We start from the raw sequence: 13,268 nt of genomic DNA on the forward strand, positions 1-13,268 counted from the left end.
ATATCTCCATTACTAAACATATAAGACTGCTTTGATAATCAGTCTACGTTCTCGACTTTATATTATACACTTGTCTTTCTGTAATTGCTCTCAAGTAACTTATTATAACCGAGCCATCCGGTAGCTCCGTCCTGTCCCTGTGCCAACAGCTCAATAAAGGTCTCCATCTTTGCATCTGCATTATCTGCCAGATTGAGAGCCAAAGCCTCTATAAGTGCAGGTTTTTTAGGTGAACCGTATTCAAGCTCACCATGATGTGCAAGTATACAATGTATAAGCTCATTTGAAAGCTTCTTCGGGAATCCCGGAATTTTATCAATTTGCGCTTTTAATATCTCAACACCTATTACTATATGTCCCACCAACTGACCTTCATCGGTATAATCATTTGCCGGGAATGCCGACAACTCTCTGGTCTTTCCTATATCATGACAAAGTGCGGATGTGATGAGAAGATCATGATTTAATGACTCATAATTATCACAAAAATATTCACAAAGCCTCACCACTCCCAGAGTATGCTCAAGTAATCCTCCAAGGAATCCGTGATGCACGGTCTTGGCTGCCGATGATGCTTTAAATGTAGATTGAAATTCAAAGTCCTCTATAAAAATAGCGGTCAAAAGCTTATTTAAGAAAGGATTCTTCACCGATTTTATCTTTTCTTTTAACTCCGCAAACATTTTTTCAATATCTTTTTTAGATACCGGTACATAGTCTGATGCTGTATATTCCTTTGCATCAGCTTCCCTTATCCTTGCAACCTTCAGCTGCAATGTGTTGTTAAAAGATGTAACTTCAGCGTCAACCACTACAAAGGTCATAGCATCTACATCAGAGATACCCGGAGAATAAAGATCCCATATCTTTGCGTCAATGCTTCCTGTCTTGTCTTGCAAACTGAGGCTGGCATATTCCTTACCTGTCTTTGATACTGCAATAGTTTTGGATTTACACAGATAAACCTCTGAAATATGCATTCCTTCTTTTAAGCTTTCAATAAATTTCATTTTCTACCCTTCTAGCTCCTGGCACCAATAGTTGTCTCAAAATTCAATTCGGTAAATCCGTCTTTACCTGAACGATTCACCTTGATATTGATCACTTGGTTTGGTTTTAGCTTCTCCATTATATTTTTAAACCCTGTTATAGAGTTTACTTCCTCATTACCAATCATGGAAATAATATCCCCTGATTGTATCCCTATATTATAGGCCGGTGAATCCGTCCTGACTTCTGAGACATAGATACCGCTTGGCATGCCCTCAGGCGCTTTGTCCTTGTCTATATCAAGTGCACGAACTCCCAAGTATGCCGATCCTACACCATTTGTCATATTTTCAATAAGTACTTTCAAATCGGATATACCGTATGCCATTGATATGGATGAACTGTCATCCAAATTGGAAACCACACCTACCAGATTTCCTGATGTATCCAGTAAAAATGTTCCTATGCTGTCCAAATGTTTATCACAGTATATTACTCTTCCGTATCCGTCAAAAAAACTCGCATTCTTATCAATTGCCGTTATATTTCCGATATCGATGCTTCTTGATACTCCCACCGGACTGCCTACCGCCAATATAAAAGCACCTTTTTTCAGCTGATAGGAATTTCCAAGTACAACAGGCTCTATACTTTTTATCTTTTCTTCCATGGAAGAAATATCCACAGAGAGTATCATTAAGTTTGTCAGCTGATCGCTTCCGATTACTGTAGCTTCCTGATTGCTACCGTCGTAAAAACCGACTTTTATTCCGCCCTCTTTTTCCATATTTGGAGCCAAAACAATAAGGCTGTCACCCGACTTTGCTATTATGATTCCCGAACAACTGCTTTCATTTTGCAATGTATTGTTAAACCAGTCAGTGTCTGTAGTGACGGCACTTATTTTTACAATAGTATTATCTTTTTTTTCTGCAACCTTACTCAGACTCTCATACATCTGCACCAGATTCTTTTCGTTCAAATCAATGCTTTCTATAGCAGATGCAACTATGTCTTCCACATGTTCTGAAGATTCCGCTTCCTCACTACTCTCAACTGTAGTTTCTTCCTTCGGAATTTCGATAGTGGTCTTTGTCTTTTTGCTAAGTATGTTTTTGTTTATAATATGTGATGTCAATGCCATACTTGGTCCTGCAACCATTCCAAAAACAATAGCAAGGCAAGCCGCTGAGATAACCTTCTTATTACGTTCTTTATTATCCTCTATAATAGTCTGCTTTATAAAAGGATTTTTCTCATCAGGCTCATGTTCTTTTTTTGTATCTGGCATAAAAACCCTCTGCTTTCAGGATGTATTACATAATACCTCGCTCTCCCTAAAAAAGATTATACTGGTTTAGGGTCAATTTATCAAGCAAATGTAATATAGATTTAACACAAAATACATATCTGAATCAATATAATTATAACTTTATAATCTCTTCTCCGTTTCCCTCTTTAGGATATAATAAAGTCCTGCAGCTACAGGCACTGCAACCAGTACACCGAATATTCCTCCGATGCTTCCGCCAAGTGAAACCGCAACTATAACCCACATACCCGGAAGTCCTACCGAGCTTCCTACAACTCTCGGGTATATTATATTATTTTCAAATTGTTGTACTAATGTGTGAACTATTATAAATATTATCATGCTCTGCACAGATTTTGTAAGTATCATCAAAGCGCCTATAAAGAGTCCTGCATATGCACCGATAACCGGTATAAGTGCAGTCACACCGACTAAAATAGAAATAGATGAAGCATATGGTAATCTTGCTATAGACATAACCACATATAATAATACACCAAGTATCATCGCCTCTTTTACCTGACTGACAAAATACTTTTTAAAGCTGTTATCAAAAACACTTATAATATCAATAATAAAGTCTCTTTTTGACGGAAGAAATGCTTTTAGCAGCTTGTCTCCCTGTACTCCCAGCTTTTCCTTATCCACAAGTATATATATTGCAAAAACAATTGCCATAAATAAAGAAAATACCGTATTAAAAAATCCTGATATACCGATTAATACTCCGCTCAGTACATTTCCCACACCTGACATTACCTCTTTAATCAGCCTTGCCAGATATCCTGCTATATCTATATTATTGGTATCAATATTAAACATCTTTAAAATATTATTTATCTGCTCATTATTTCCGATATCAACTATTATCCGCTTTAAATCACTTGGATTCGTATACATTATAGAAAATGATATTTTTACAAGCTGTGGAATAATTATTCCAAGCAATAATGCTATTACCAGTACAAAGGTGAACATAGCCGATATTATTGATACCATTCTTATAATTTTTTTATTATGAAATTTTTTCAAAAGCAGATTTTCATAAGCATCCATAAGAATATTTATAATATATGCCATCATAGCTCCCACCACAAATGGCATCAAAGCTTTGGTTATATTTTTTATATAGCCTTCTACAGCATTAAAATATCTGATTATTCCATATATTAAAACAGTGCCTATTATAATATATGCTATATACTTTTTCTTTATACCGTTCACAATATTACCCTTCTGTCATTTTACAAAGCGCTATCTTATCTACTTCATCACTGATAAATGCTTGTTCATCAAAAATATCCAACACTCTAAACTTTGAGTATCCTCTTGGCAATGTAATATCCAAAAGTTCCAAATCTGAAAGACTTAGTAATTTTTGCTTGCCCTTCCATTCACCTGTTTTAAAAATAGGGGATAAGATAAGATATTTTTTATCAGTACTGAATTTACCTCTGACTCCATGTTTACCGGGTAGTTTTTCCAATCTTTCCTCACCCCAGATTTTCTTTTTATAAACTCCGTCTTTATTAATTTCTACATACCAGTAATACTTAAAATAGCTAAGTCCGCATGGATTTACAGTATCAGCCTCCAAGAATACATATATAGCGTCACCCTTTATCATCATACTTCCAATTTGAGGATAGTTATATCTATACTCCATCTTATTATAAAGCCCCTCTGCCTTAAGCAATGACTCAAAAAATCTTTTCCTTGTATTTTCTGTTGTAAATACAGGATGTAATATATCTTCAAATTTTATAGTATTTTCATTTTTATCATATTTAAAAAATGTAAAGCTGTTGGCAGCCATCGCCTCTACACTTACACGACAAATAACAGGAAATTTTCCACTCTCTCCCAAAGTTGAGATCTCTGTTATATTTTCTGCAATACAAGGTTTTTCTATATTTATAGGAGTAAATGCTTCATCATATTCTCCCAATTTCCACGCCTCATTTTCACTGATTAAAATAATACCGTCATCTGTATTAAGCAAGAGTTTACTGCTTCTTTTGTTATCTGTATTAATTGGAATAAACTTATATTCATTATTCCTTAACCACAAAACACCATTATTCTCACCACAGTAAATAACAAACTCATCCTTCGCTCTGGCAAAATGATTCTTTGCATATATCGGTGCATACTTATATGATACCTCTGAAAGTTTTATATTATCTACCTGCCACTCCGAAAGCTTTTCAAATTTTATTTCCATAGCTAAATCTCCACTATTCTGTCTGCAAACTCTCTTGCTTCATTTATATCATGTGTCACAAAGAGTACGCTTTTTCCACAAGTATACTCTTTTATAACCGTCATTGCCACAGCTTTTGTCTTTTCATCAAGGCCCTTTAGAGCCTCGTCAAATATATAAAGCTTGGCTCTTCTTGAAAGGCATCTTGCAAGTGCCACTCTTCTTTTTTGGCCACCACTCATAGTATTTACATATTTTTTAGTCTCTATACCAAGCTTATCTAAAATTTCTTTTGCAATTTCTTTATTCCCATTCATCAGGCATACATTTGAAATCGCACTGAAGTCCTCACTTAGTCTGTCTTCTTGAAATACTGTAGATATTTCCTTTGGAACGTCCATATCACCGCAATCAGGTGCTTCAAAGCCCATTATAATATTTAATATAGTGGTCTTTCCCTTTCCGGACTTTCCCATAAGTGCAACATGTTCGCCATCGGCTATTTCCAAAGTGAAATCTCTTAAAACTTCTGTGCCGTCAAAGCTCTTATATATATTTTTTAAAAACATCAATACACCCTCTTTATCAATCCGAAAAATCTTTTCATTATAAATATTATCAATCTTTCAAAAATTGCACTGCACAGTATTACTATTAGCGTAATGGCAAAGACCTTTGAAGTTTCAAGATATATCTTGGCATCAAATAAGAAGAATCCCAAAGTGTTTTTCGGTCTGCCTATAACCTCAGCCGCAATACCTGACTTAAAAGCAATTCCCATTGAAGCCACACTTGATGATATCAAAAATGACTCCAGCCCCGGTAAATATATGTATATAAATTTTGCCTTTTTCCCAAGTTCATATATTTTAGCCATCTGCAGCATCTTCACATCTATAGACTTTAATCCTTCCAGGGTATTGGCATAAAATATGGGCATTACCATAAAAAAACATACTAAAACCGAAAGTGCCTCACTTCCAAGCCATATAAGTATTATGATGACAAATGATGCTACCGGTACTGAGCGAATTACCATAATATATGGTGATATATAGATCTCAAACAGTTTAAATCTGTATGAAAGTCCTGCAAGTAATATTCCTACTCCGCCACCAGCTAAAAAGCCCAAAAGTATTTTAAATATGCTTTTCCCAAGTCCCATCCAAAATACATTCTTCCCACCAAGCTCAAACAATGCTTTGACTACTTCTACAGGGGATGAAAGTAAAAATGACCTGTTTAAAATCATTGCCACTATTTGCCAAAACAGCAGTGCAAGAAGCACTGCTGTAATTTTATGTGTTCTATTTTTATTCATAGACTATTTTCCGGTATAATAGAACTCTTCTCCCGGCAATGCACCACCTACCGACTTAGGATTTAAATTAAACAATGTCATTAAATAGTCCTCTGTAGCGCTCTTCATCTCATCTCCTGTTATAGATACCAGATTACAATATGGTATTGCCTTGGCTGCAATAGGTGCCTTTATTATATCATTTGCCTCTACCAGCTTAGATGCCTCTTCCACATTTTCATTTATCCACTTAACAGAATCTGTATAGTTTGCTATAAACTCGTCTACCAACTCCTTGTTTGACTCAAGAAAATCGTTTCTTACAAACAAACCTGCAGTGATAAGTTTTCCGCCTGTTCCAAGTGCATCCCATTCCTTTGTAAGATCAAGTACTGTATTTAAGTTCTGCACTTTTGTCTGAGCAACTGTTACAAATGGCTGTGGTAACATAACTACTGCATTGTCTGTATTTTCGATAGTTGCCAAAACTTCATCTGCTGATGATTTCCAGTCCATAGTAACATCAGTGTTTATATCCATTCCGTGTCCCGACAGTATATAGCTAAGACTGTACTCAGGTGTAGCACCCTGACCATGTGCTATTATTGTCTTGCCCTTCAAGTCTTCTACGCTCTTTATACTCTGATTTCCTTTTTCAAGTATATAGAGAATACCCAGAGTACTTATATCAAGCATAGTGACCTTGCCGTCTGAGTTGTTAAAAAGTACGGATCCCATATTTACAGGCAATGCCGCAATATCCACTTCTCCGTTTAGAAGCTTTGGTGCCATTACATCAGGTGCAGTCTCCATATCAAAATCGACACTGTAAGCAAGGCTTCCCTTGTTTGCATCATCTATAAGTTTTACAAGTCCGATGCTTGTAGGACCCTTTAATCCACCCAGCTTTATGCTTCCAAGACTTTCTTCATTTTCACCTGTAGTGCCAGGCTGTGTACTTTCTGCCACACTGCTCTCAGCACTTGTACTGCTTTCATTTACATTTGCCTTTGCGCAACCTGATAATGCCAATAATGCACATGCCATTACCGCTAATATTCTTTTTTTCACTTCTACCTCCAAAATATATTTATTCTGAGCTAAAACATACTTTTTTCCTCTTGTAAAAAAGAGTAAAACCATAAAGGTTTTACTCTCTTATTTTAATTAATTTCTATAAAAATATCAATGAATTAATTCTGAATGTTGTCGATACCGTCCTTGATGTCTTTCTTCACATCCTCAACCTTGTCCTCAACATTTTCCTTAACTTCATTAAATGTATCTACAGCCTGATCTTTTACTTCCTCAGCCTTATCAGCTACATCTTCAGCCTTATCCTGAACAGCCTCTTTTACTTCCTCAACCTTATCCTCTACTGCATCTTTAACTTCTTCAGCCTTCTTACCTGCAGTATTCTTTACTTTTTCGATTTCAGCATTAAGACTATCTATATTCTGGAAACGTGCCTTTATATTCTCACAGAATTCCTTTATTTCCTCAGGTACTTCTTCACCCTTGGCAAATTTATCAAAAAGAGCCTCACTGATTTTCTTCTTTTCCTTCTCAATCTCCAGCTTCTCTGCAGCGATCTTTGAATTGAGTTTACTTATCTCTAAAGCGTCATTGGTCTTGTCGCTAACCTGTTTAGCAAGGTCACCTGCTGCTGCTCCCAAGTTCTTTGCAACATCACCTAATTGATCAAAAAATCCCATTGTCGTATCCTCCTTAGTGTATATAATCCTTCATTGAACTATTAACGCGAAATCAAATATGATTTAGTCAATTATATCAAATACGGATAATTTTGCAATTTATTTTATCTTAATATTTATTATATTTTTGATACTTTTTAAGTATCAATCTATAGCAATATTTCCCGATAGCGCCTGCATATATGCATTGTAATCTGTCTTAAGTTGAAGCCTTGCACTCTCCAATTCCGCCTGCTTTTGTAAAACCGAAAGCTTTCCTCCAAGATACTGTGCCGTTGAGAGCATGCCAAGTCTTCTCTGTGTATCCAGTGCATTTTCGGTGGCGTTGGCTGCTTCTACTCCGACATTTGCCGCTGCAAGATTACCTTTATCTGTTATTATATTATTATAAAGTTCATTTATATTTGCTCTTAACATATCTTCATCCTGATTTGACTGATACAACTTTGCTTCCACAAATGAACTTGACTTTGAAGATGTATTATGTCTGTTTTTTATAAGTGTTGCATTGTTTCCTATGGCAGTGTTTATATCCACACTTGGGTTTAACTTATTTATATCGTCCTCACTTACATCAGGTATATCTGCAACAGTAACGACGGCATCAGGAGACCAACCGCACATAGTTATAAGAGTACGATAAAGCTTATCCTTATTAGCCTTTAGGTTCAAAAGATTTGCTCTTGCATTTGCCAGGTCACTTTGAGCCTTTATAATATCCGCATTGGTCGCCAATCCCAGACTTTCTGTCTGATTTGTGACTCTTATCGCCTCCTCGTACATCTTTATCATACTTTCCAGTATCTTTTCCTGATTTTCTATATTTTTATATCCAATCATAAGTGCTCTTACACCTGCCACAACCTGATCCTGTGCATTTCTTATAGGCGCATTTGTACTTGTCACCTGTCTTGACAGCTTATCTTTTGCAATGCTCATTGCCTGTATACTCATACCAAGGCCCTTGCCCTGTGCCTTATAGAGAATTGTATTTACAACATCACCGTCGTTCATAGCTACAGTCGCATTACTGCTCATCTCTCTTCTTGCCGCTTTGAGTGTATCAAGTGCCATACTTAAGCTGTCTACATTTTCATTAAACTTACTCCAAGCTGATGATATATTTACATTGAAGTTTTTTACCAAATCTTCTATTTCTACATACTCCAAAGTATTATCCATAAGCTTACTCCATGTCTCTTCACTGTATCCGTTAAGTTGTGCCTGTGTCTTTTCTACATCTGACGGACTCTTTGGAGACGTCACATATGCATATGATGTTATAGGTGTGGCAAGTGCCATACAAAGAGACAAAGCTATTATTTTATTTTTCATTTATAAGCCTCCTTATGATGTTGATGCAAGTCCTTTTAGTGCCCAATCATAGTTTGCTATTGCCTGATTTATGGCATATCTGCTCTGCTCCAATGCTCTTTTTGCATTCTCCGTTGTTACCTTTTGTGTATCAAGTTCAAGCTTACTTATCATTCCAAGTGAGAATCTCTGATTTGCGATAGCCATGTTAGTCTCTTGAAGATTTGCAAAGCTGTTTGCATAGTTATAGCTTTCCTTTGCAGATGCTATATTTTGTGCTGCCACTGCAAGAGCGGTTGCTATATTTTTCTTATTATCTTCTATAGTCAGTTTCAAACTTTGCTTGTCGGAGTCTGCGCTTGCATTTTCCAATTTCTTTTCATTTATTCTCAATGTATAGTTATTTACCAATGCTTTTTGTAAATCCGCACTCGGATCAAATACTCTGTTCATATCGGGGGTCGGTATATCTCCTACGTTCGGCGTGGCATTATAGCTCCAACCGGTCATTACCTGCAACTTCTTAAGTACCGTATTGTTATCTGATATTGCCTTAGTCAGAGCATTCTGTGCATTGATTACCTTTTCTTTAGCACTCAGTACATCTATATTTGTGCCTGTTCCGGCATTTAACTTTGCATTTGCCATATTCAATGCAATATTTGCAAGTTCAAGATTGCCCTTAGCCACATCTATTGCTACTTGACCCGACCTATATGAAATCATATTTGTAGTCGCGCTCTGTGCTAAAGTCTTTTCCGACTGTTCATATCCAAGTCTTATAATGTTTGCATCTTCCAATGTGGAATCCGCACTTGATAAAAGATTTTGTGCGGTTGCTCTTGCAGTCGCCACACTTGAAAGCTTTGCTATATATGTCGGATCGCTTGGATCCGGGTCATCAAGATTATTTAAAATTTCTTCTGCATTTTCTCTATACTTATCAGACACTTCAGTGTTTGTTCTTCCGTAGTCTCTTTTAAACTTTGCTAGAGCAACTTCATTTGAACGCACTGTAGCATTATACTCAGCTATCAAATCTTCTATCTCGCCGTACTCAAGATTATTGTCTTCAAGTGCGGCCCACTCCTCATTACTTCTGTTAAATCTTGGAGTTCTTGCAAATACGGTTGTAGTCATAAGCATACTGCCTGAAAGTGCAAGGGCTATTATTTTTCTGCCTTTTTTATTCATATTCACCTCTTTCACAATATAATAAATCTATAATAGCTTTGTTAAATACATCTCTATATTTAATTTTACAATAATTTTATTATTCAAATCTTACTTTTATATTCAATTTATATTTTTATTTGCTCAAGCTTTCCATACGGTTAAGGTAAGCCACCCCGGTCAGTATACTGACTTTAATTATTTAATTGCATTTATCTTTCAGTCAATATCCAATCCCGCTTCTAAATGATTTCCTGTAAGCTTTTTACCTGCCTTATCAAGCATTTTATAAAGAGTAGGCAAAAGCAGCAGTGCAAGAAGCGTTGAAGCTATCAAACCTCCTACATTTACAAGTGCAAGTCCCTGGAGCATATCCGTTCCATAACCAAGAGCCATCGGAAGCATAGATATAATTGTTGTAAGGGTGGTCAAAAGTATAGGTCTTATTCTTGTCGCTCCCGCCTCCACAAGGGCATCATCAAGAGGCATCTCCACCTTATACTGATTTACCGTATCCACATATAAAATACCGTTATTTACAACGGTACCCACCATCATCAAAAAACCTATCATTGACATCATGCTTATCGGTACATCAAATAACCACAGGAGTCCGAATGCTCCTATCAATGAAAACGGTATGGTAAACATTACCATCAGTGAAAATCTGGGTGATTCAAACTGCATTGCCATTACAATAAATATTAAAAATATAGCTGTAAGTAATGCATTAAGCAGTGCGGTCATCTCATCACTCATCATATCATTATATGCATTGGTGGCTCTTTCCACTCCGTTTGGAAGTCCGATACTGTCTACGAATGCATCAGCCTCACTATTGGCATCTCCCTTATATCCTGCCACCTTATCCGCTGTGATGGATACCTGATATTTTTTATCCGATCTTGTAATAGTAACCGCACTGTCCTCAAATGACACTGTGGCAAGATCTGAAAGCGGAGTTTTAGTTCCTGTAACACCTGTTATCAAAATATTTTCTATTTCATTGATGGTGTCATAGCTTTCATCGGGATAATTCATTTTTACGGTAATTGTAGAATCTCCTGAGGAATATTTCATTACCTCCGTATCTGTAAGATTTTGATATACTATACCTGCAACACTTCCAGGAGTCATTCCTATAGCCTCAGCCTGTACAGGATCCACATTTATCTTAACTATAGGAGCCGCATTTTCTGCACTTGAATGTACATTTAATAAATAATTTAATGAATGCATTTTATCTACTATTTCATTTGCGGTCTTTCTTACCAGATTATAATCGGTACTTTGAAGATTGATTTGCACTGCACGGTTTGATACTCCGCTTGAACTGTTTGACTGATTCTTTACGGATATAGAAGTATCAGGAATTTTTGTCAGCACAGGCTGCCACTCCTGTATTACATTTTTGGTTTTTCTGCTGCGTTTCTTTTTCAAATATGCAGTTATTGAAATACCGGTTTTTTCTGAAAACATTTCAGAATTTCCAAAGGTCATCTGATAATTTTCCACATCCGGATCCGCCGCCACAAAATCTTCTATCTGCTTTGCAATTCTGTCCACATCCTCGATATTAAGCCCCGGAGCCACTGAAACACTTATTGCTATCTGTCCGTCATCCGATTCCGGCATCAGCACCATTCCGACATTTCCGGCAAGTATAAAGGATATTACAAGAAGCATTACCGATATTCCGACTACAGTGAATTTTTTCGGTGTTATCTTTTTTACCGTATTTCTATAGCTATCCTGTACTTTTAAAAGCACTCTGTTTGCCAATGTATCCGTCTTTTCCACAGGATGAAAAAAGAGATATAGAAGCGGAACTATCATTATTGCGGAGAATAATGATGAAACCATACAAAATACTATGGTGTAACCAAGCTGTGCAAAGAGCTGTCCTGAAAGGCCTTTAAGCATTGCAAGCGGGAGGAATACTACACAGGTGGTTATTATAGAACCTGTTATTGAATTTATCACAATACCTGTACCTTCCACGGCGGAATCAAAAAAGTTTTTATCGCTTTTTGATCTGAAGCAGCTTTCAAGTACGACTATGGACGCATCCACAATCATACCTATTCCAAGTACCAATGAGCCCATGGATATAAGATTTAGTGAAAAGCCTGCCGCACGCATAAGTGTAAGAGCTACCATAACAGATATCGGTATTGAACTTCCGACTATCAGCGAAGCCTTGATATCTCCAAAAAATATAAACAGAACTATCATTGAGAGTATTACCGCCATTATAAGTGTCTTAAATACATCACTAATTGATTCCTTGATATATTTTGAACTGTCAAATATCGTAGTAATGGTCAAATCCTTGTTATTTGCCTTCAGCTCCTCTATAACCTTGTTAACCTGCTTTGATACTTCAACTGAAGTGGATGACTGCTGCTTTGTAATAGCTACTGAAACCACCTCTTCACCATTATAACGGCTCAGCGAGTTTTTCTCCTCCAAAGCATCATATACATTTGCCACATCCGATAAATGTATTACATCTCCTGTTTTTAGCGGTATTACAATATTTTTTAATCTGTTGATATCCTTATAGTCGGCACCTATACTTACACTTAGTGATTGCCTTCCATAGTCAACTTTGCCTACAGGTGTGGAAAAATCCGCACTGCTTATTATATTTCCGATATCCGACATAGCTAAATTATACTGTGCAAGCTTTTCGGGTATCAGCTCAATTCTTATATAACTTGACTGCCCTCCTGATATGGAAACACTTCCAACCGAAGACATTTTCTTAAATTCAGGAACAATGTTTGTATTCACATAATCCTGCAAATTGCCGTCCGTACCTCCGGCAACGCTCAGCTGTATATCACTTTGAGCATTCATATCTATCTCTATAATATTCGGCTCCTCGGCATCCTTTGGCAGGCTTGATTTTACCGAATCCAATACCTTTTTGAGATTAATATACGCCTTATCCATATTTGTTCCGAACTCATACTGTAAAAGCATGGTAGAGGCATTTTCCATGGAACTTACACTTACGGTTTTTATTCCCGTCAGTGTTGAAACCTCGGACTCTATTTTCTTTGATACAAGTTCATCTATATCTGCCGGAGATGCTCCCGGATATATAGTGGATACAACCATCATCGGCAAACTCATCTCGGGATTAAGCTCCATCGGTGCATTCATAACAGAGCGCAATCCGAAAAACAAAACCGTTATTACTGCAAGAATAAGAGTTACCGGTCTTTTTAATGAAAACCTTGTTAATCCAATCAT

Annotated in this window: 11 protein-coding genes; all 11 read right to left on the reverse strand. The window is 36.7% G+C overall.

The genetic code is table 11. The features are described from left to right. Nucleotides 1-62 precede the first annotated feature (62 nt). On the reverse strand, nt 63-1,010 hold the full coding sequence (locus EHV10_RS08185) for a 3'-5' exoribonuclease YhaM family protein (RefSeq protein ID WP_128674221.1): 948 nt from the start codon (nt 1,008-1,010) through the stop codon (nt 63-65). 11 nt (nt 1,011-1,021) lie between these two features. Further along, nucleotides 1,022-2,281 carry a S1C family serine protease gene (locus EHV10_RS08190; protein ID WP_128674222.1) on the reverse strand — a complete coding sequence of 420 codons (1,260 nt, stop codon included), beginning with the start codon at nt 2,279-2,281 and terminating at the stop codon, nt 1,022-1,024. Between the two features lie 141 nt (nt 2,282-2,422). Continuing rightward, on the reverse strand, nt 2,423-3,526 hold the full coding sequence (locus EHV10_RS08195) for an AI-2E family transporter (RefSeq protein WP_128674223.1): 1,104 nt from the start codon (nt 3,524-3,526) through the stop codon (nt 2,423-2,425). Between the two features lie 4 nt (nt 3,527-3,530). Next, nucleotides 3,531-4,526, reverse strand: coding sequence for a hypothetical protein (locus EHV10_RS08200; protein WP_128674224.1), 996 nt, complete (start codon nt 4,524-4,526; stop codon nt 3,531-3,533). Nucleotides 4,527-4,528: 2 nt separating this feature from the next. Continuing rightward, nucleotides 4,529-5,074, reverse strand: a complete 546-nt coding sequence (locus EHV10_RS08205; RefSeq protein WP_128674225.1) for an ATP-binding cassette domain-containing protein — start codon at nt 5,072-5,074, stop codon at nt 4,529-4,531. Then, nucleotides 5,074-5,826, reverse strand: coding sequence for an ABC transporter permease (locus tag EHV10_RS08210; protein WP_128674226.1), 753 nt, complete (start codon nt 5,824-5,826; stop codon nt 5,074-5,076). Before EHV10_RS08210 ends, EHV10_RS08205 begins: the two co-directional genes overlap by 1 nt. 3 nt (nt 5,827-5,829) lie before the next feature. Continuing rightward, the gene (locus tag EHV10_RS08215) at nt 5,830-6,876 is read right to left on the reverse strand and encodes an ABC transporter substrate-binding protein (RefSeq protein ID WP_243116110.1); all 1,047 of its coding nucleotides are present in this window, start codon (nt 6,874-6,876) and stop codon (nt 5,830-5,832) included. A 122-nt stretch (nt 6,877-6,998) separates the two neighbouring features. Then, a complete protein-coding gene (locus tag EHV10_RS08220; protein WP_128674228.1) occupies nt 6,999-7,520 on the reverse strand; it encodes a YtxH domain-containing protein in 522 nt (173 codons plus the stop codon). Between the two features lie 144 nt (nt 7,521-7,664). Next, a complete protein-coding gene (locus EHV10_RS08225; RefSeq protein WP_128674229.1) occupies nt 7,665-8,855 on the reverse strand; it encodes a TolC family protein in 1,191 nt (396 codons plus the stop codon). 12 nt (nt 8,856-8,867) lie between these two features. After that, nucleotides 8,868-10,028: a TolC family protein gene (locus tag EHV10_RS08230; RefSeq protein WP_207667143.1), complete on the reverse strand. Its 1,161-nt coding sequence runs from the start codon at nt 10,026-10,028 to the stop codon at nt 8,868-8,870. 198 nt (nt 10,029-10,226) lie between these two features. Further along, the gene (locus tag EHV10_RS08235; RefSeq protein WP_128674231.1) at nt 10,227-13,268 is read right to left on the reverse strand and encodes an efflux RND transporter permease subunit; all 3,042 of its coding nucleotides are present in this window, start codon (nt 13,266-13,268) and stop codon (nt 10,227-10,229) included.

This window comes from Lachnoanaerobaculum gingivalis (assembly GCF_003862475.1).
Taxonomy (GTDB): Bacteria; Bacillota; Clostridia; order Lachnospirales; family Lachnospiraceae; genus Lachnoanaerobaculum; species Lachnoanaerobaculum gingivalis.